Below are 20,785 nucleotides of genomic sequence, written 5' to 3'. Positions count from 1 at the left end.
AAAGAGTTAAATTCATAAAATTACTTCCTTTAAATTAATACAATAGTATAAGAGATATCTAAATCTCAAAGTTCATCCTTACTATATTTTTCTTCTGGTACTTCATTTTAAAAATCAAAAAACGTTCTGAATAATAACGGTGTTAACTGAATTTCTTTATATGGTTATTTTCTATTTCTGCATACAATTCTTCTAACATTCTAATTCTTAATACTTTTATAAGTCTAAAAAAGAACAAGAGCCCACAAAAAAATGGGACACTTGTTCTCTTGATAAAATGTGTTTAAATTATAGAATCAGTTGAAATGTTGTTTTCTGTGTAATAAGATTTCAAGTCCTCAGTGAAAACGTTCCATTGACTCTGTTTCTCCATTACATCGATATTGCCCGTGTATCTACCTTAAATTGTTCAGCCACGTATTTCGCATAAGTTTCATGCATACTTACCAATTCATCATGCGTACCTGATCCTGTGACTTGCCCTTTTTCAATAAAGTAAATCTTATCGCTATCAACAATTGTTGCCAAGCGGTGAGCGATTACTAAAGTAGTACGACCTTTCATCAAGTTTGTTAAGGCATCTTGCACTTTCATTTCTGATTCACTATCAAGACTTGCGGTCGCTTCATCAAGCATTAAAATCTTAGGATTACGCAAGAAGGCACGAGCAATGGCAATACGTTGACGTTGACCACCAGAGATTTTCACCCCACGTTCTCCTACTTCTGTTTCAAGCTTGTTAGGCATTTCTTCAACAAATTTACGTGCAAATGCTAAGTCTAAAACGTTCCAAAGTTGTTCGTCAGTAAACATACTTTCTAATCCATAAGTCAAATTCTCACGGATTGTACCTGCCATAATCGCTGAATCCTGTGAAACGTATCCGATTTGGCTACGATAATTTGTTAAATTGATATCGTCAACATTTGTATCACCAAATTTGATTGATCCACTTGTCGGTTCATAGAAACGTTCAAGTAAACTAAAGATAGTAGATTTCCCACCACCAGAAGGCCCTGCAAAGGCAATGATTTCATTTGGTTTTGCCTCAAATGATATACCTTGCAAGATTGGTTCATCTGGCGCATCTTCGTAGGCAAAATCCATATGTTCCACTGATAAAGTTTTACCAGCCAAATCAACTTCACTGCCTTTTGTAAAGTCTTCTGGCACTTCAGCAAGCAATTCTTGTACACGGTGAGTTGAACCAGCAGCCTTAGCCATTTCTGAGAATAATGTTGCAATTATTGGCATTGCTCCAATCAGGTTAAACAAATACATCAAGAAACTCATTAGTATTCCGATTTGCATTTCACCAATCGCAATACGGTGCATCCCATAAGCAAGAAGTCCAAAGACCATACTCATAAATACCATCATCATTAATGGTTGCATTGTTGCATCAAAAACGGCTTCTTTTTTACCAACGCGGAACAGTTTGTTGACTTCTTTATTTGCACGAACTTGTGCTTGCTTTTCCGCATTTGAGGTTTTTACCAAGCGAATTTCGCTTAATGTTTCACTCGCAATCCCATTAAATTGAGCCATCGCATCTTGACGGACATGACCAACTTTTGTACCAAATGCCATGATCGGCATCATAATGATTACTACAATTGGAACAGCTACAACCATAGCTGCAGTCATGTGCCAGTCCATCTTGAACATCATGTAAACTGTACCGATGACTGTAATGATACTAGCTAATGTTTGTGGGAATGTTACAGCTAGCAATTGTTTGACTTGTGCAGTATCGTTTACCAAACGACTTGAACTTTCACCAGCTTTGACAGTATCGAAGTAGCTCACTTTCAAAGTTGTTAACTTTTCCCATAAGTGTTTACGTAAGTTCTGAATAACATTTTCTCCAAAAATCCCCAATATAGTCCCACCAATTGCGGAAACAATTGCTGAGGCGATAAATAGTGACACGACTTTGCCTAATAACCCATAGTCAATTCCTTTTGAAAAGTTATTGACCAGTGATGCTGCTAATTTTGGTACATATATTTGTACACCAGATGAAGCCATTAACAACAAGACACCTATTACCAACAAAAGATATTTAGGCTGTGTTGTTTTGATTAGTTTAATAAATTGTCCTAATGAAAATTTTGTTTGATCTTTACGGACCGAATCATCGGCACCTCTTCCGCCGCCCATTGCCATTATTATTTACGTCCTTTCTTCCAGCCTTCAAATCCGCCGCCAATGAATCCACGACCACCGAAGCCACCAAATCCACTGCGTTCCAACATTTGTTCACGTGCACGACCGAAGTGTGCACTCATTTTTCCAAAACGTTCCCAGCGTTTATCATTACTAAAGACTTCGTTAAGCTTCTCTTGAAAATCTTCACTTGAAATGTTTGAAACCATACGTTCAAGATATTTATCCAACACTTCAAGCTCATCTTCTGCAAAACCTTGGAAAAGCACATCTTTTAGCGTAGTTGAAATTGAACCGTGCTCATCTAAGCTTTCACGGCCTTTATCCGTAATTTTTACAATTGTTACACGTGAATCTTGCTCGGACTTTTCACGTTTTGCAGTGCCAGCTTCTTCAAGTTTTTTGATAATTTGTGTCACGCTTGACGGTTTAATATCAAGTGCTTCAGAAATATGACCAGCTGTCACATTTTCTTTCTCTAACAATAACTTCAACGTTTCGAAAGCATTATCTGTTTTTTCTTCTACTTCATTTGCAAAAATGAGAAATGGTTGGTGTGTAATTTCCAACAGTTTATCAAGAATTTCATCTTTTTTCATATCAGTACCTCCTGAATTATATTTATTTAGTTTGTTTTCTTATCAACAAAATAAATTATTTTCTCTTTTATTTTGTTTGTCAATCACAAAACTAAATAAATTAAATAGCGGAAGTGTTGCCAGACTATCAATGCCATTCGCATATTGGTCTTTCTACAGATGATGTAAATATTATTGCACTTGTATAATCGAATTTTAGGTTTATATATATTAATCGTGGCATTACTAAGGTATAGAAAAACCGATTAGGCTTTTCTTTCTTTTATGATAATCAAGCATAAAATTTCCTAAAAAAAATGCATAAAGTTTCCAATCGGAAATTTTATGCTTTAGGTCACAGCAGAAAATAAAAAACCACCAAATATGTATTTGGTGGAGACGGAGGGAGTCGAACCCTCGTCCAGAAACATCGGCACTTAAGCTTCTACGAGTGTAGTCGACATATTCGTATTTCGCTGAACCCTTCTGCCTATCGACAGGCGTCCAGTCAGCTAGTCTGGTTGTTCTCTTCCTTCTTCCTCAGACGGTGGAATCCGGCGTAGCCCACTTAGAGTGAGTCCGTTACCCTACCACATGGGCAATGGAGGGACGAACCGCTATGCGCTAATTAAGCAGCAAAAGCGAAGTTGTTTTGTTGTTTGCCAGTTATAGGCTTTGACGTTTTAACGAGGCCGATCCCCTCGACTCGCAACCTAAGCTCGAACTATCCCTGTCGAATCCGTAGCGTCCCCATTATAATAGGTCTGCGCCGAATCTCATTCTGCACGCTGACGACATCCGGAATGCTCAAGTAGCTGAGCTAAAGATTGTTACTGCCACTTGCTGTGACATTTATTATTATAGCATAGATAGCCACAAATTCAATTGTAAGTTTTTGTAATTACATTTTCTGCCTATCCCTGAAAGCTCGTTCAACTTCTCGTTTTGCTTCTTTCTTTTTCAAGTCTTCACGCTTGTCGTATTTCTTTTTCCCTTTCGCGAGACCAATTAAAACCTTGGCGTATCCATTTTTCAAATAAAGCTTTAATGGGACAAGTGAGTAACCGATTTCTTTCGTTTCTCCAATCAGTTTACTAATTTCTTTATTATGCAGAAGCAGCTTTCTTTCTCGAAGCGGATCATGGTTATAACGGTTGCCCTGTTCATATGGGCTAACGTGCATTCCAATTAAAAAGACTTCTCCCTTTTCAATCCTTGCATAGGAATCTTTCAAATTAACCTTCCCTTGTCTGATCGATTTAATCTCTGTTCCCTGCAGGACAATCCCAGCTTCGTATGTCTCTTCAATCGAAAAGTCATGATAAGCTTTTTTATTTTGCGCGATCATTTTACCTGCGCCCTTTGGCATTGCCATTCCCCCTTACTTCTTCTATTCTGTCAGTACTTATGGGGGCTGTCAGATAGAATAAAGTTTTTTATATTGTACCAAAAAAATAGAGGGCACTCAATGAAGAGCATTTGCAAGCTAGGAGAGGACCTTTTTGACAAAGGTCCATACCTCATATATTTTCTCTCTTTACAGGCAAATCACAGCCCCTCTTGCGGCATTGAATTACCTTTATTCACGCTTCACGGGCACATGGAAACCTCTCTTATATCACCTTGTGCCCCTTTATTTCTATACTCACAGCCATAGGCCAGTCCTCAAGTACCGCGGACTAGCGTTTCTTATTTTTCCGCTTGGCTTTTGGGGCATTTTCATAATACCCTCTGCTCTTTTTCGGCTTTTTCTTTCCATCACTAGCCCCAGAACCTGTGCGATTGCGACTTCCTGCGCTTTGGTCAGATTTGCCTTTACGCGGTTTACGCTCACTGCTTCCTGTTCGGAATATTTTCGGCTTGTCCTTTGTTTCCGGTCTGCGCGTCCCTTTCATGCCGACAATTTCAAAATCGATTGAACGCTCTTCTTTATTCACTTTTACAACACGGACAGTAATTTCATCCCCAATACGGTATACATTGCCGGTACGTTCGCCTATCATTGCTAAATGACGCTCATCATAACGATAATAATCATCTGTCATATAGCTTACGTGGATGAGACCTTCAATGGTATTCGGCAGCTCGACAAACATTCCGAAGTTTGTCACTGAGCTGATCATCCCGTCATATTCCACGCCGATTTTATCTTCCATATATTCTGCTTTTTTCAATTCGTCCGTTTCCCGTTCTGCTTCGACTGCTCTCCGCTCCATGTTTGAAGAGTGCTCCGCAATATCAGGAAGCTGTGCATTCCATTTTTCTCTTGTAGCTTGATCAAGCTTGCCTTCAATTAAATACGTTCGGATCAATCGATGCACAATTAAATCTGGGTACCGGCGAATCGGTGAAGTGAAATGTGTATAAAATTCTGTTGATAAGCCAAAGTGACCTAAGCTTTCTGGATCGTATTTGGCCTGTTGCATCGAGCGAAGCATGACCGTTGAAACAACCATTTCCTCTGGCTTTCCTTGTACTTCCTCAATAATTTCCTGCAAGGCACGCGGATGAACAGCATTTGCTGTTCCTCTCACGATATAACCGAAATTGATGATAAATTCAAAGAACCTTCTGAGCTTATCTTCCTTCGGATCCTCGTGGATTCGATAGATAAATGGTACCTCCATCCAGTGAAAATGCTCAGCCACTGTTTCATTGGCTGCTAGCATGAATTCTTCGATTAACCGTTCAGCAACAGAACGTTCGCGAATAACCACATCATTCGGCTTGCCTTCTTCATCGACAATCACTTTTGCCTCTTTAAAATCAAAGTCAATGGCTCCACGCTTCATTCGCTTGCTTCGTAGAATTTGTGCGAGCTCTTCCATAAGCTGAAACATCGGGACAAGCGGCTCATACCGCTTCATGAGCTCCTCATCTTGGTCCTCGAGAATTTTATTCACATCCGAATAAGTCATTCGCTCCGTTGTTTTAATCACACTTTGGAAAATTTCATGTGAAACAACCTCTCCACCGGGAGCAATTTCCATCTCACATGATAATGTCAGCCGATCTACTTTTGGATTCAATGAGCATATCCCATTTGATAAACGATGAGGAATCATTGGAATGACGCGATCAACTAAATAAATACTTGTTGCGCGATCTGCTGCTTCACGGTCAATCGGCGAATCTTCACGAACATAGTGGGTAACATCTGCGATATGTACACCAAGCTTGTAGTTTCCATTTTCAAGCTTCGTAACAGTAACCGCATCATCCAAATCCTTCGCATCTGCTCCATCGATCGTGACGATTGTTTGATTTCTTAAATCCCGCCGATTTGCCAATTCACTTGGATCAATTGTTTCAGGCGTATTGGTTGCCTGCTCAAGCACCTCATCCGGAAACTCCATTGGCAAACTATGCTTATGGATAACAGAAAGAATATCAACACCTGGATCATTTTTATGACCAAGGATTTGTACGACTTCTCCTTCTGCACTCTTTCGTCCTTCCGGATAAGTTGTCAGCTTCACGACAACTTTATGACCTTCTACTGCACCTAATGATGCCGCTTTCGGGATGAAGATATCGCTTGTAAACTTCTTATCATCAGGAAGCACGAAACCAAAATTTTTACTTTCCGTATACGTCCCGACAATTTGCGTGATTCCACGCTCGAGAACACGTACAACAGTACCCTCTCTTCTTTGGCCAGACGTTTCTGAACTAACACGTGCAAGAACGATATCTCCATGCATCGCATTATTTGTTTCATTTGGCGGGATAAAAATATCATCCATCCCAGGTTCATCTGGAATAACAAAGGCAAAGCCTTTCGCATGCCCAGTCAGCTTTCCGCGGATGAGATTCATCTTTTCTGGAAGGCCGTACCGATTGCTTCTTGTCCGTACGACAAGGCCTTTTTCCTCCATCATCACCAGCGCTTTTACAAAATCTTTAAAATCGGAAGAATCCTCAATTCCAAATGCGGATTCCATTTCCTGTACAGTTAGCGGCTTATATGCCTCATCCTTCATGTAGTACAGGAGCTTTTCTATAATCTTTTGGATATTATTTTCCATTCAATATCCCCTCCTTTTCTTTTATTCTTCCCAATCTAGCTTTTCTAAAAACTGATATACATCTTCATGAAGCTGATCCCGTTCTTTATCAAGTGTAATTACATGACCTGATTCCTCAAACCATTTAATTTCTTTCATATCCGATTCCACTTCATTATAAATAATGTTCGCACTATCCGTGTTGATCATATGATCCTCTCGTGCTTGAACAACGAAAGTAGGAGAATAAATCATATCCACATGATTGCGAACATCAGCAATCAATTCTTGAAGGGCTTTTAATGTATTCATCGGTGTTTTTTGAAACTCAGCCATCTCTTGCTCAATTTGCGCTTCAGCTTTCCCTTCCAGCTGCTTATATTGGCGGGCATACTGAAGGATCCCTTCATACATCACTTCTTCACTCTTAATATGCATAGGTGCACACATGGGGATAATTCCCTTAATAGGTACAGTGTAACCTAATTTCAAGGAAAATACGCCACCTAAAGATAGCCCTGCCACTGCAATTTCTTGATGGCCCTTATTCTTCAAGAATTCATATCCATCCATGACGTCCTTCCACCAGTCTTCAGGACCTGTATGAACAAGCTCCTCTGGCGGTACACCATGCCCCTTGTATTGAGGTGCATGACATGTATACCCTTTTCCTTCTAAAAAACGACCCATCATTCGTACATCCGCTGTGTTCCCTGTAAATCCATGCAGCAGCAGCACCGCTCTCTTTCCATTTCCAAAAGTAAACGGCTTTGGTGTAACAATTTTCATCTATATAATACTCCTTTTTATGTAAATTCATTTAAATAATTACTACTATTTTAATCAAAATCAACGAAAAAAACCTGACCTAATGAAGGCCAGGCAATTTTTTATAAAGCGAAATAGGATACTCCAATAGTTAAAATGAAAAATAGGACTGAAAGAACAATTGTGATGCGGTGAAGAATAAGATCCAGCCCGCGTGCTTTTTGTTTTCCAAAAAGCTGTTCTGCTCCTCCAGAAATGGCACCGGATAGACCAGCACTTTTACCTGATTGCAGAAGTACAACGACAATAAGTCCGACAGATACAATAACCAATAGCGTGATTAATAGTGCATGCATAAAAGCCCACCTCCTGAAACGAACCTTTTACAGTATCACTAATTTTATCATAGTTGTGTTTTATTGGCAATAGAATTCAGAATTTGGCCATAGTTTCTGAAAGGAATGTTTTTTTGGAGATCGAAGTCTATTGGGAAAGGAGTGATTATTTTGATTGTAAAAGAGTTATCGAAACCAAGCAGTATTTTAAAATTGGAGGCATTAATGCGGCGCATATCTGCAGATCATGCTAAGTATACTGAAATGAAGGAAGATTTAAGAAAAAGGCAAGCTGGCTATAATGGGGAACGGGCAATATCCTATTACTTAGATTTCCTCTCTGAAAAAGATTATTTTGTTTTTCATGATCTTCGTCTTCCCAGCGGCCCTCGCTTTTTCAAATCGATTACCTTGTTCTCACCAGACGTCTTGCCTTCATCCTCGAATGCAAGAATTTCTACGGTACACTGCTTCTCGAAGATTCGTTTAACCAACTTATTCGAACTGCAAATGATAAAGAAGAAGGTTTTCAAAATCCCCTTGTTCAAGCCAGATGGCACCAGCAGCAATTAAGCACATTTCTTAGCAATCATGGCTACTCTCAGATTCCCATCGATTATTTAGTTGCCTTCAGCAGTCCCTCAACCATTATAAAAACCAATTCTCGTAATCCATCCATTTTGAAAAAGATCGTACATGGGTATAATCTGCTGGAACGTCTCAAAGAAACTGAAAGAGTGTATAAAAGATGATGTAATAGATAGGAAAGGCATACGGAAATTATGTAAATTATTGCTTAAAAGTCATGTTCCAGGTACACAGGATATTCTGCTGAAATATGGGGTAGCAAAATCAGAAGTGATAACCGGGGTACAGTGTCCGAATTGCAAAGCATTTGGGATGACACGTGTGCGCAGAAAGTGGTTTTGCGAAAAATGTGGGTGCTTTGATAAAAGTGCACATGTTGAAGCAGTAAAAGATTTCTTTCTCTTGATGAATTCAACGATGTCTAACAAGCAATTTCGTGAATTTACCCATTTAACATCCGTAGATATGGCATCCAAGCTGCTTATGCGAATGAATCTGCCAAGTTCAGGAGCAAATAAAGGGAGAGTGTACCATCCTCAATAAGATATTCGCCGTGCAACAACTTTTATTGGACAAAAAAATGATATATTCGCCGTCCACCTCGATATATTGGACAAAAATGAAATAAATTCGCCGTTACACCGATTATATTCGCCAAACCACAAAAAAAGGCGGCCACAATGGCCGCCCCTTCAAACTTACTTCTTCAAATTATAGAAAGACTTCAGTCCATCATATACCGCTAAATCGCCAAGCTCATCTTCAATACGTAGAAGCTGGTTGTATTTCGCAATACGGTCTGTACGTGACATCGATCCTGTCTTGATTTGGCCTGCATTTGTTGCAACAGCGATGTCAGCAATCGTTGCATCTTCTGTTTCACCAGAACGGTGAGAAACAACAGCCGTGTAGCCTGCACGCTTCGCCATTTCGATTGCATCAAATGTTTCTGTTAATGTACCAATTTGGTTTACTTTAATTAGGATTGAGTTGCCAACGCCTTGCTCAATGCCTTGTGCTAATTTCTTCGTATTTGTAACGAATAGGTCATCCCCAACAAGCTGTACTTTGCCGCCGATGCGTTCAGTAAGAAGCTTGTGGCCTTCCCAGTCGTTTTCATCTAAGCCATCTTCAATAGAGATGATCGGGAATTCATTTACTAGTTCTTCATAGAAGTTCACCATGTCTTCTGAGGTTAAGCCTGTGCGGCCTTCGCCTGCAAGATCATATTTGCCTGTTTCTTTGTTAAAGAACTCAGATGAAGCAACGTCCATTGCAAGGTAAATATCTTTACCTGCTTCGTATCCAGCATTTGTGATTGCTTCAATGATTACTTCTAATGCTTCACGGTTTGAACCAAGGTTTGGAGCGAATCCGCCTTCATCACCTACAGCTGTATTTAAGCCTTTGCCAGATAATACTTTCTTCAATGAATGGAATACTTCTGCACCCATTCGGATCGCTTCTTTAAACGTAGGAGCGCCAACAGGCATAATCATGAATTCTTGGAAATCTACGTTGTTATCAGCATGAGAACCGCCGTTGATAATGTTCATCATTGGAGTTGGAAGCTGCTTCGCGTTGAATCCGCCAAGGTAGCGGTATAACGGAAGACCTACTGATTCTGCAGCTGCATGCGCGCAAGCCATAGAAACACCAAGAATGGCATTTGCACCAAGCTTGCCTTTGTTTTCTGTTCCGTCTAGTTCGATCATTGTGCGGTCGATGCCCACTTGATCTGTTACATCCATGCCAATGACTGTGTCAGCAATTAGGTTGTTCACATTGTCTACTGCTTTTTGAACACCTTTTCCTAGGTAGCGTGATTTGTCGCCGTCACGAAGCTCTACTGCTTCGTATTCACCAGTTGATGCACCAGATGGTACCATCGCACGGCCAAAGAAGCCTGATTCAGTTAATACTTCAACCTCTACTGTCGGATTTCCGCGAGAATCTAAAACTTCACGAGCATATACATGTTGGATAAATGGCATATCTATTCTCTCCTTTAAATTCAACTTATTTTTGTATTAATGTTGTCCCTGTCATTTCAGCTGGTTTTTCAACCCCTAGAAGGTCTAGCATTGTTGGCGCAAGGTCGCCAAGAATGCCGTCTTCCCGAAGTGTGGCACCATTTTCCGTAATAATTACAGGTACAGGATTTGTAGTATGGGCGGTCATTGGCTGTCCTTCTAGCGTAACAACCTCATCTGCATTCCCGTGGTCTGCAGTTATGATTGCCTTCCCGCCTTTTTCTAAAATAAGATCAACAATTTTTCCAAGGCATTCGTCAACCGTCTCTACCGCTTTAATGGTTGGTTCTAGCATACCTGAATGGCCGACCATATCAGGATTAGCAAAGTTTAGAATAATTGCATCCTGCTGATCCGCTTCGATTTCCTTTAGTAAGGCATCTGTCACTTCGTATGCGCTCATTTCTGGCTTTAAATCATATGTAGCTACCTTTGGCGAGTTGATTAAAATCCGCTTCTCACCTGGAAATTCCGCTTCACGCCCGCCGCTCATAAAAAAGGTAACATGCGGATATTTCTCCGTTTCTGCAATTCGCAGCTGTTTGAGGCCATTTTGCGACAATACCTCTCCTAGTGTATTATCCAAATTGCTAGGTTCAAACGCAACATAGCCATCAACTGTTTCACTAAAATGCGTCAAGCAAACGAAGAATAGGTGATCAGGATGCTTTGGCCCTCTATCAAATGAACGAAAATCTTTATTCGTAAACGTGTTTGATATTTGTATTGCCCGATCCGGACGGAAATTATAGAAAATAACAGCATCATTTTCTTTAATCGTTGCAACAGGCTCCCCATCTTCTCTTGTAATTACAGATGGAATAACGAACTCATCAAAGATCCCATGGCGGTAATTATCCTCTACTAAATCAATCGCATTCGAATAGGTCGGACCTTCTCCATAAACCATGGAGCGATAGGACTTTTCTACACGCTCCCAGCGCTTATCCCGGTCCATAGAATAATAGCGGCCAGAAATTGTTGCAAATTCACCGACACCATATTCCTTCATTTTTCCCTCAGCTGCTTTAATATACCCTTCAGCTGTTTGTGGACCAACATCTCGTCCATCTAAAAATCCATGAACATAGACATTCTTAACGCCTTCTTCTGCCGCTAAATGCAGCAGCGCATAAAGGTGATTAATATGACTGTGCACACCACCGTCTGAAAGTAAGCCCATCAAATGAAGACTGGTACCATTTTCTTTTACATGGTTAATAGCCTTAATAAACGTCTCATTTTTTTCAAACTTGCCTTCACGAATGGCTACATTTACTCTTGTCAGACTTTGATAAACTACACGGCCTGCACCAATGTTCAAATGTCCAACCTCTGAGTTTCCCATTTGCCCTTCTGGCAAGCCGACCGCTTCCCCAGAAGCAGTTAAGGTTGCATGCGGGTAGGTATTCCAGTAGCGGTCAAAGTTTGGCTTTTTCGCATGTGAAACCGCATTACCCTTTTCTTCGTTTCTCAGCCCAAATCCATCTAGGATGATTAATGCAACTGGTGACTTACTCATATTGCCCTGCCTCCAATAATTGCAGGAACGATTGTGCTTCTAAGCTAGCGCCTCCTACTAAAGCGCCATCGATATCAGGCTGGGACATATACTCTTTAATGTTACCAGGCTTCACACTGCCGCCATATTGAATTCGCACAGCATCTGCCGCGGCTTGAGTAAATTGCTCCTTCACTACTTGGCGAATATGTGCACATACTTCATTCGCATCTTCTGCAGTAGAAGATTTCCCTGTTCCTATCGCCCAAATAGGCTCATAAGCAATAACAGTTTGTTTTACTTGTTCTTCAGTCAAGCCTTGCAATGCCTTTTCTATTTGTGAGCCGACAAACGCCATTGTTTCGCCGTTCTCGCGTTGTTCAAGCGTTTCACCACAGCAAACAATTGGAGTTAGATTGTGATTGAAGGCAGCTAATGTTTTTTTGTTCACAGCTTCGTCTGTTTCATTAAACATTTCACGGCGTTCCGAATGGCCAAGAATAACATATTTTACACCGATTTCTTCTAGTGCTGCCGGGCTAATTTCTCCCGTAAAAGCACCGCTTTCTTCAAAATGCATATTTTGTGCACCGATACCCACATTAGAGCTTACTAAGCGCTCCAAAAATAAAGCTGGAGCACATATAACCGTTTCAACTTTATCCACATCTGGAATAGAGCCCGTAATTTCTTCTAAAAACGCTCTCGCCTCCGGAAGGGTTTTATGCATTTTCCAGTTTCCTGCAATGATTGGTTTACGCATAGTGGTACATCCTTTCATGCAAAATTTATTTAACAAGCAGAGATCTGATAAATTGTTTCTTATTCTAATATAAGCGGCTCGTTATTCAGTCAATAAGCCGCCCACACTTTTCTATTTGTCGTTCAATGCTACTACGCCTGGTAAAGCCTTGCCCTCCATAAACTCAAGGGAAGCACCGCCGCCAGTGGAAATATGGCTCATACGGTCAGCAAGATAGAACTTTTCTACAGCTGCTGCAGAGTCTCCGCCGCCAATAACCGAATATGTATCGTTTGCTTCTGCTAAAGCTTCAGCCACAGCTCTTGTTCCACCCGCAAATTTATCCCATTCAAATACACCCATTGGTCCATTCCAGATCACAAGCTTTGAATTTTGGATCACATCACTGTAAATTTCAGCTGTTTTTGGTCCGATATCAAGGGCTTGCCAATCGGCTGGAATTTCCTCAATCGCAACCGTTTTTGTGTTTGCTTCCACGGAGAAATCATCAGCAATAACAGCGTCAACAGGCATATAGAAGTTGACTCCCTTTTCCTCTGCTTTTTTCATAAATGATTTTGCTAAATCTATTTTATCTTCTTCTAAAAGTGATTTTCCTATTTCATGGCCATTTGCCTTTACGAACGTATAAGCCAAGCCGCCGCCAATGATTAAGTTATCTACCTTTTCTAGCAGATTTTCAATCACGCCAATTTTATCTTTTACCTTTGCTCCACCAATTATCGCTGTAAATGGACGCTCTGGATTAGATAAAGCCTTTCCTAATACATCTAGCTCTTTTTCCATTAAAAGGCCAGATACAGCTGGAAGATGATGAGCAATTCCTTCTGTTGAAGCATGTGCACGGTGTGCAGCCCCGAACGCATCGTTTACATATAGATCGGCTAAATCAGCAAAAGCTTTCGCTAGCTCAGGATCATTTTTTTCCTCGCCAGGATAGAAACGAACATTTTCAAGAAGCATGACATCTCCTTCTACCATTGTTCCTATCATTTCTTTAACCGTTTCTCCATATGCTTCATCTGCTTTTTTTACTTCTGTACCAAGAAGCTCAGATAAACGAGCTGCGACCGGTGTCAGGCGCAGTTCTTCAACTACCTGTCCCTTTGGACGTCCAAGGTGACTTGCTAAAATCACTTTTGCTCCTTGGTCTGTTAAGTATTGAATCGTTGGCAGTGCAGCGCGGATTCGTGTTTCATCAGTCACTTTGCCATCTTTCATCGGTACATTGAAATCAACACGGCAAAAAACCTTTTTCCCTTTTAAATCCACATCTTTAACGCTTTTTTTGTTCATCGCAAAATGACCCCCACATGTTTACAAATAAGTAGTACTTGCTTAGGTTTTCACCCATGCAATAAAAATTGCGAAAACTCATCATAGAAAAAGGAGAGGGGTTTGTTCCCCGCTCCCCTTTACCATATATCATTATAGACGTTTGCACTTTCAATTTCCAATATGTTTAAAACATTCCAAGGAATTTATTAAGATTTTATAAGCCTTTTTGTGCGATATAATCTACAAGGTCTATAACGCGATTAGAATAGCCGCTTTCATTATCATACCAAGAAATGACTTTTACCATATTGCCTTCCATCACCATTGTAGAAAGGGCATCAATCGTAGATGAAGCAGGATCTCCATTGTAATCACTAGAAACTAATGGCTCCTCACTATATGCTAAAATCCCCTTTAATTCGCCTTCTGACGCTGCTCTGAATGCTGCGTTTACTTCTTCAGCTGTTACTTCTTTTTCTAATTCAGCAACTAAGTCCACTAAAGAAACGTTTGGCGTTGGCACACGTACCGCTCCGCCATTTAATTTGCCCTTCAATTCAGGCAATACAAGGGAAACAGCTTTGGCAGCCCCAGTTGTCGTTGGAATAATATTCTCAGCAGCTGCACGTGCACGACGGTAATCTTTATGCGGCAAATCAAGAATTTGCTGGTCATTTGTATAAGAGTGGATCGTTGTCATCATTCCACGCTTGATGCCAAACTTATCATTCAGCACTTTCGCAAATGGTGCTAGACAGTTTGTTGTACATGATGCATTAGAAATCACATGGTGGTTTGCAGGATCATAGCTTTCATGGTTTACACCCATAACCACTGTAATATCTTCATTTGTTGCAGGTGCAGAAATAATAACTTTCTTTGCTCCCGCCTCTAAATGCTTCGCAGCGTCCTCACGCTTCGTAAATCGGCCTGTAGATTCAATGACTACTTCTACGCCTAGGTCTCCCCAGCCAAGCTGAGCAGGGTCGCGTTCTGCGATTACCTTCACCTTATGTCCGCCAACTACTAGGTAATCCCCATCAACTGATACGTTTTCATTTAACGTTCCGTGAACAGAATCATATTTTAAAAGATGTGCCAGCATGTTTGCATCTGTTAAATCATTTACTGCAACAATCTCTATATTAGGGTTCTTTAATGCTGCACGAAATACTACACGACCAATTCTTCCAAATCCATTAATACCAACTTTAACTGCCATTTTAACTTCCTCCCTTGTAGGATAAAATAGTATTGAAAAAGGGTATTTACCCTTCTAATAAACTTTTCGCTGCACCTTCATCAGTAACTAGCACTGTTGATTGAGGCGCTTGTTTCATATAAGCGGCAATCGCTTTTGCTTTTGTTTTTCCTCCTGCAACTGCAATAACATGCGGGATTGCAGAAAGATCCTTAAGCTGGAGTCCAATCGTTTGAACTTTATGAACGACCTCGCCTTTTTGATTGAAATAATAGCCGAACGCTTCCCCTTCAGCCTTTTCACTTTTTATTTTCGCTAGATCTTCACTGCTTGATTTTCGTCGTTCTGCCATTGTTATAGCGTCTCCAATCCCATGTAAAACCATGCTTGCAGACTTTATCAATTTCAGAACTTCGCTAATCTCCCGCTCCTTAATAATGGATTCATACATCTCCTGACTAACCTGATCTGGGATATATAGGACACGGTGCTTGGATTCCGTTCGGTCAGCCATTGCTGCACAGATGGAGTTGGCTTGGTTTTTTACATCCTCACCTATTCCGCCTCTAGCAGGGACAAAAAGACAGCTTTGCGAAATGTCTACTGGGGTTAACATATCTGCCACGGCTGCAATGGTAGAGCCGCCTGTTACAGCAATAATATTTTCCCCTGTCAGATTGGATTTCATCCGATTAGCAGCAGCTCTGCCCAATTCTGTTTTCACCCATGGGGATTCATCACAATTGCCAGAGACAATGATAACCTTCTGAATGCCCAGCTTACGCTGTAAATTCTCCTCCATAGCACTAATACCTGAGATCTCTCTGATAACACTGCTCAGCTTATCAAGTAAATCCTTGCCATCTGAGGTCAGGCTCATTCCTGCGGTTGAAGAGGTAATCAGATTTTGGTCTTTTAAAAATTCAACCTCACTTCTTAATACCCTTTCTGTTAAGCCTAAACTCAAACTTAAGCTTCTTCTGCCTACAGGTTCCATTCGTCCAATATAGTGAAGAATGTGGTAGCGTTTCTGCATGATAATTAATAAATCAGGCAATAATCTTTTTTGAACATCAATTAATGAATACAATGATTTCATCCTCCTGGACATTTTTTGTCCCTCGTAGACATATTGTGTCCCGATTGAAGCAAAAAAAATCACTCCTGCTATATCTACATTTTAACAGGAGTAATTAGTGAATTCAATTAAAAAGATTTACTTTTTTCTGAAAAAGCGTCACTAATGGTCAGATAATCAATCTGTCCATATTGAACTTCTTCCCCGTCAATTTCAACAACCGGAATCATAATTCCATACTTTTCCGTCAATTCATCGCTCGTATCTATATCAATTTCTTTAAGAATAAAATTCCATTCTTCCTGCAATTCCAGGATAATCTTTTTTGCCTTATCACAAAGTGAACAGCGGCTGCGTGTATAAAGCACAAGTGTACGTTTGTTCATTGCAATTCTCCCTTCATTCATAGCGTTTCCTTTTAGATGAAGAAGGAATCCCGAGCTGATCCCGGTATTTCGCAATCGTTCTTCGCGAAACAACCATCCCCTCTTTTTCTTTTAACAAATGAACGATTTCCTGATCGGACAATGGCTTTTGTTTGTTTTCACCTTCAACCAATTGGCTGATAACTGTCTTCACTTGCTTCGATGAGGTATTCTCGTCTGATGTAGTTTTTATCGTGCTTGAAAAGAAGGATCTTAATTCATATGTGCCAAAAGGAGTTTGCGCATACTTTTCTCTAACGGCACGGCTGACCGTTGACTCATGAATCTCAAGTTCATCAGCAATTTCCTTCATCGTCATCGGGCGTAAATAAGCTGGCCCGTTCATGAAAAAATCCCCTTGTTTTTCAACAATTTTCAAGGAAACCTTTGTTAGCGTTTCTTTTCTCTGCTCAATGCTTCTCATGATCCACTGATAATCCTGCTGATTTTCCTGAATAAAGCGATTAACTTGTTTATCTTGATTAGAAGCAAACTTTTCATAATATCCACTGTTAAAACTAATCTTTGGGAGTGCTTCATCAAAAATACTTACCACAAAGGATTCCCCCTCCCATTTAATCACAACATCAGGCACTATGTAAGCAGACTTTTCGTGTTGGAAAGAGGATGCTGGTCTTGGGTTTAATGTTTGAATGAAATCGAATACCTCTTGAATCTCATTTAATTTTACATTGAGCAATTTAGCTATATCCTTCCATTTCTTTTCAGCAAAAGAAAGGAAATGCTTCGCCACGATTTCTTCTGCAAGTGCATTCCTCTTCTCACAGCGGCGTAATTGCAATAAAAGGCATTCTTGCAAATTCCGGGCACCGATCCCAGCGGGTTCTAATCCTTGCAATAGTTCAAGATGTTCATAGACTTCTGCTTCTGATAGTTTAAAATGAGCAGCTACTTCACTAATCTCCGCGCGAAAGTAACCGTTTTCATCGATACACTCAACTAAATAGTCAAATACTTTCTTTCCATTTATAGTTAATAAATCGAGATCTACCTGTGACTTTAAATATTCATCCAAATAAGTCACTGTTTCCCCAATCTGTTCAATCCAGTTTTGCTTATCTTTATCGACTTTCTTACGAGTTGGCTTCACTCGATCCTTCCGGGGGTCCATGGCTTGCACATTGCCAGGCTCAATCTGCAATAAGGGGTTTTCCAATGCTTTATTCTCTAAGAAAGCAGAAAGCTCCTGTGCATTATATTGCAGCAAAGCAATCGCCTGTGTCAGCTCTTGCGTCATTGTTAACTTCAATGTCTGCTGTTGCCATAACCCTGCTTGTAAGTTCATTTTAATCCCCCCTCGTGTTCATTTTACAATAACGTGACGGAATGTTGTATGGAAAAATATTGGCATAAGGAAGGCTTGCAGTTCTGTTCAAAACAAAAAAGGGATGAAGTGAATGCTTCAATCACTTTATAATAATAGAGAAGATACTTCAATGATTTAAGCCTACAGGCCATTCATTTTAATAGAATCTGTTTATTAAATCTCGTCCTGTAATTTTTCTAAATCCATGCAGGATGATATAACTTTACTCTTAAAGGGGGAAGCCCAATGGATTTCATAACGATTGATTTTGAAATAGCCAATAACAATATGAACAGTGCATGTTCTTTAGGTATGGTATTCATCCAGAACAATACAATCATAGATGAAAAATATTATCTGATTCAGCCGCCTACCCTCGAACTCAATCCCGAAATGTCAAAAATTCATGGTCTATCTGTTGATGATTTAAAAAACGCACCAAAATTCGATGAAGTGTGGGCTGATATTAGTCATTATTTTCATAGTGAGAGTTTATTCGTCGCACATAATGCGCAGTTCGATATGAATGTATTGAAGAATTGCTTGAAAACCTATTCAGCTGAAATTCCTGAATTCGAATATGTGTGCAGCATTCCAATAAGCACTCGCGCCTGCAGCGGAGAAGGCATTGGCAGCTCATTAAAAGACCGAACAGAAAGGTTTGGCATAACTCTCAATAATCACCACAACGCCTTAGATGATGCAAGAGCATGTGCGGAATTAGTCTTAAAATGTATTGAAACCAAAAGAAGAAAATCCATCCATACTTATATTAGTACGTACAATTCAATACCGATAAAACGATTCTCGGAATTAAAAATTCAAACGGAATTTAAGAAGAGAAAAAAGAATTTCACCAAAATATCCACAAAAGACATGGTCGCATCTACTAACGATTTTGATATCCATCACCCTTTTTATGGCAAGAACGTTGTTTTCACAGGTGAATTAACAATGGATCGTGAGGAAGCGATGCAAGGAGTAGTTAACCTAGGAGGAATCATTAAAAGTGGAGTAAGCTCTAAAACAAATTATCTTGTCGTTGGCAAACAGGATCATTTACTTGTTGGAAGCAGCGGTTTAAGTACAAAGGAAAGAAAAGCTTATGAGTTAATTGAAGAAGGAAGAGAGATAGAAATTCTCACGGAAACTAAGTTTAGAAAACTGCTAGATTGCCGATTAATTCTATCATCTATCGTACGCAAAAAATATGTCCTGAACTAGGGATACGCCTTGAAGATTAAAAAAAGCCGCAAACCCATGAATTGTTGGGCTTACGGCTTTTCTTTATAATTTTTCTAAATTAGTAGCGCCCTCGGCAGGAATCGAACCCACATCTTAAGAACCGGAATCTCACGTGCTATCCGTTGCACCACGAGGGCATTGTGTAATATGCATTGGCGTTACAAATATAGATTATATGCGATTTTTTCTAACTTTGCAAGGAATCTTTTGTTTAAAAACCAGAAGAGCGGGAATGATGGAAACGGAGATATTTATTAGAAGGAAGATGTCGAATAATAATGCTGTTTTGGTGAAGTGTATTGTTTGACCTTTATTGACCAACAGTGTATCATGAGATTACATACATCAATGGAAAAATATATGGCATTTGTATGTTACCCTTACTTAATTAAAGGAGGAATAATGAGATGAACCTAATCCCTACAGTTATTGAACAAACAAACCGTGGAGAGCGCGCTTACGATATTTACTCCCGTCTTTTAAAAGATCGTATTATCATGCTTGGCAGTGCAATCGATGATAATGTTGCCAACTCGATTGTAGCACAATTATTATTCTTAGAAGCTGAAAACCCTGAGAAAGATATTACATTATACATTAACAGCCCGGGCGGAAGCATTACTGCTGGTATGGCGATCTATGATACAATGCAGTACATCAAAGCAGATGTATCAACGATTTGTACAGGTATGGCTGCTTCTATGGGCGCATTCCTTCTTGCAGCTGGTGAAAAAGGCAAGCGATTCGTTCTTCCAAACAGTGAAGTCATGATTCACCAACCACTAGGTGGAGCGCAAGGGCAAGCAACTGAAATCGAAATTGCTGCTAAACGAATCCTCTTCCTACGTGATAAGCTAAATACGATTCTTTCTGAACGTACTGGTCAGCCACTTGAAGTAATTGCTCGTGATACAGATCGCGATAATTTCATGACTGCTGAAAAAGCATTAGAATACGGATTAGTGGATAAAATTATTACCCGCAATCCTGCAGCAGATAAGAAAGAGAAGTAAATCGGTTTAAAATTTGAGAACACATGAGATTTCACGAACGAAATCTTATGTGTTCTTTGTTTTTTTACTTGTTTATGGGAAGAGGTTTCATTTTATCGATTACTTCAGAGATAGGTATTTTTATATTTGCGGAGCACTTTGTTTATCTTGCATCCTCAATGGTATATTGAGCACTTTTTTGAATTTATCTAGCAGTTTTCTTTTTTATCATGCAGTTCCGGGTTGGGTTCATTTTATCGTGCAGTTCGCATCGTTTATCTTGCATCATTAATGATTTATCGAGCACTTTCTTGAATTTATCTAGCAACTTTCTTTTTTTATCAAGCAGTTCTGGGTTGGGCTCATTTTATCGTGCATTTCACATAGTTTATCTTGCATCCCCAAAGTTTTATCGAGCACTTTTCTGCATTTATCTAGCAACTTTTTTACTTTATCGAGCATTTCTGCTTTGGGCTCATTTTATCGTGCATTTCACG

18 protein-coding genes, 1 tRNA gene and 1 other RNA gene are annotated in these 20,785 nt (G+C 39.9%); 4 read left to right on the top strand and 16 right to left on the bottom strand.

Going from position 1 to position 20,785, the window contains the following annotated elements:
• Positions 1–372: 372 nt before the first annotated feature.
• From ASU02_RS10680 to secG, 7 genes are all read right to left on the bottom strand, one after another.
• Positions 373–2,169 (bottom strand): ABC transporter ATP-binding protein, encoded by a 1,797-nt coding sequence (locus tag ASU02_RS10680; RefSeq protein ID WP_057763407.1) that lies wholly within the window; start codon positions 2,167–2,169, stop codon positions 373–375.
• Between the two features lie 2 nt (positions 2,170–2,171).
• Entirely contained in the window at positions 2,172–2,768 is a 597-nt protein-coding gene (locus ASU02_RS10675) for a MarR family winged helix-turn-helix transcriptional regulator (protein ID WP_057763406.1), read from the bottom strand.
• 370 nt (positions 2,769–3,138) lie between these two features.
• Positions 3,139–3,499: a transfer-messenger RNA gene (gene ssrA, locus ASU02_RS25790) on the bottom strand.
• A 149-nt stretch (positions 3,500–3,648) separates the two neighbouring features.
• The gene (smpB, locus tag ASU02_RS10670; protein WP_057763405.1) at positions 3,649–4,116 is read right to left on the bottom strand and encodes an SsrA-binding protein SmpB; all 468 of its coding nucleotides are present in this window, start codon (positions 4,114–4,116) and stop codon (positions 3,649–3,651) included.
• Between the two features lie 310 nt (positions 4,117–4,426).
• Positions 4,427–6,775 (bottom strand): ribonuclease R, encoded by a 2,349-nt coding sequence (rnr, locus tag ASU02_RS10665; RefSeq protein ID WP_057763404.1) that lies wholly within the window; start codon positions 6,773–6,775, stop codon positions 4,427–4,429.
• 21 nt (positions 6,776–6,796) lie between these two features.
• Complete coding sequence (locus ASU02_RS10660) at positions 6,797–7,543, bottom strand: alpha/beta hydrolase (RefSeq protein ID WP_057763403.1); 747 nt, start codon at positions 7,541–7,543, stop codon at positions 6,797–6,799.
• Between the two features lie 101 nt (positions 7,544–7,644).
• Entirely contained in the window at positions 7,645–7,878 is a 234-nt protein-coding gene (secG, locus tag ASU02_RS10655; RefSeq protein ID WP_057763402.1) for a preprotein translocase subunit SecG, read from the bottom strand.
• A 380-nt stretch (positions 7,879–8,258) separates the two neighbouring features.
• Between secG and ASU02_RS26965 the strand changes: the two genes are divergently transcribed.
• Positions 8,259–8,609: a nuclease-related domain-containing protein gene (locus tag ASU02_RS26965; RefSeq protein WP_332307636.1), complete on the top strand. Its 351-nt coding sequence runs from the start codon at positions 8,259–8,261 to the stop codon at positions 8,607–8,609.
• Complete coding sequence (locus tag ASU02_RS26960) at positions 8,554–8,988, top strand: hypothetical protein (protein WP_057763400.1); 435 nt, start codon at positions 8,554–8,556, stop codon at positions 8,986–8,988. Before ASU02_RS26965 ends, ASU02_RS26960 begins: the two co-directional genes overlap by 56 nt.
• A gap of 155 nt (positions 8,989–9,143) precedes the next feature.
• On the opposite strand, the gene eno is transcribed toward ASU02_RS26960, so the two are convergent.
• The 8 genes from eno to rpoN form a co-directional block, all read right to left on the bottom strand.
• A complete protein-coding gene (gene eno / locus ASU02_RS10640; protein ID WP_057763399.1) occupies positions 9,144–10,439 on the bottom strand; it encodes a phosphopyruvate hydratase in 1,296 nt (431 codons plus the stop codon).
• 25 nt (positions 10,440–10,464) lie between these two features.
• Positions 10,465–12,000, bottom strand: a complete 1,536-nt coding sequence (gene gpmI / locus ASU02_RS10635; protein WP_057763398.1) for a 2,3-bisphosphoglycerate-independent phosphoglycerate mutase — start codon at positions 11,998–12,000, stop codon at positions 10,465–10,467.
• On the bottom strand, positions 11,993–12,742 hold the full coding sequence (gene tpiA, locus ASU02_RS10630) for a triose-phosphate isomerase (protein WP_057763397.1): 750 nt from the start codon (positions 12,740–12,742) through the stop codon (positions 11,993–11,995). The genes gpmI and tpiA overlap by 8 nt, the downstream gene beginning before the upstream one ends.
• A 111-nt stretch (positions 12,743–12,853) precedes the next feature.
• Positions 12,854–14,038, bottom strand: coding sequence for a phosphoglycerate kinase (locus ASU02_RS10625; RefSeq protein WP_057763396.1), 1,185 nt, complete (start codon positions 14,036–14,038; stop codon positions 12,854–12,856).
• A 196-nt stretch (positions 14,039–14,234) separates the two neighbouring features.
• Positions 14,235–15,242: a type I glyceraldehyde-3-phosphate dehydrogenase gene (gene gap / locus ASU02_RS10620; RefSeq protein ID WP_057763395.1), complete on the bottom strand. Its 1,008-nt coding sequence runs from the start codon at positions 15,240–15,242 to the stop codon at positions 14,235–14,237.
• Between the two features lie 46 nt (positions 15,243–15,288).
• A complete protein-coding gene (locus ASU02_RS10615; RefSeq protein ID WP_057763394.1) occupies positions 15,289–16,311 on the bottom strand; it encodes a sugar-binding transcriptional regulator in 1,023 nt (340 codons plus the stop codon).
• Positions 16,312–16,427: 116 nt separating this feature from the next.
• The gene (locus ASU02_RS10610) at positions 16,428–16,685 is read right to left on the bottom strand and encodes a glutaredoxin family protein (RefSeq protein WP_057763561.1); all 258 of its coding nucleotides are present in this window, start codon (positions 16,683–16,685) and stop codon (positions 16,428–16,430) included.
• A 13-nt stretch (positions 16,686–16,698) separates the two neighbouring features.
• On the bottom strand, positions 16,699–18,030 hold the full coding sequence (gene rpoN / locus ASU02_RS10605; protein WP_057763393.1) for an RNA polymerase factor sigma-54: 1,332 nt from the start codon (positions 18,028–18,030) through the stop codon (positions 16,699–16,701).
• Between the two features lie 267 nt (positions 18,031–18,297).
• Here rpoN and ASU02_RS10600 point away from each other — a divergent pair, with 267 nt between their 5' ends.
• A complete protein-coding gene (locus ASU02_RS10600) occupies positions 18,298–19,275 on the top strand; it encodes an exonuclease domain-containing protein (protein WP_057763392.1) in 978 nt (325 codons plus the stop codon).
• Positions 19,276–19,361: 86 nt separating this feature from the next.
• On the opposite strand, the gene ASU02_RS10595 is transcribed toward ASU02_RS10600, so the two are convergent.
• Positions 19,362–19,433, bottom strand: a tRNA-Arg gene (locus ASU02_RS10595).
• 270 nt (positions 19,434–19,703) lie between these two features.
• On the opposite strand from ASU02_RS10595, the gene clpP reads away from it, so the two are divergent.
• On the top strand, positions 19,704–20,309 hold the full coding sequence (gene clpP, locus ASU02_RS10590) for an ATP-dependent Clp endopeptidase proteolytic subunit ClpP (RefSeq protein WP_057763391.1): 606 nt from the start codon (positions 19,704–19,706) through the stop codon (positions 20,307–20,309).
• Positions 20,310–20,785 lie beyond the last annotated feature (476 nt).

This window comes from Cytobacillus praedii (assembly GCF_001439605.1).
In the GTDB taxonomy this organism is placed as follows: domain Bacteria; phylum Bacillota; class Bacilli; order Bacillales; family Cytobacillaceae; genus Cytobacillus; species Cytobacillus praedii.
Note: the sequence above shows the minus strand (reverse complement) of the source record. Positions and strands in the feature narration are given on the sequence as shown.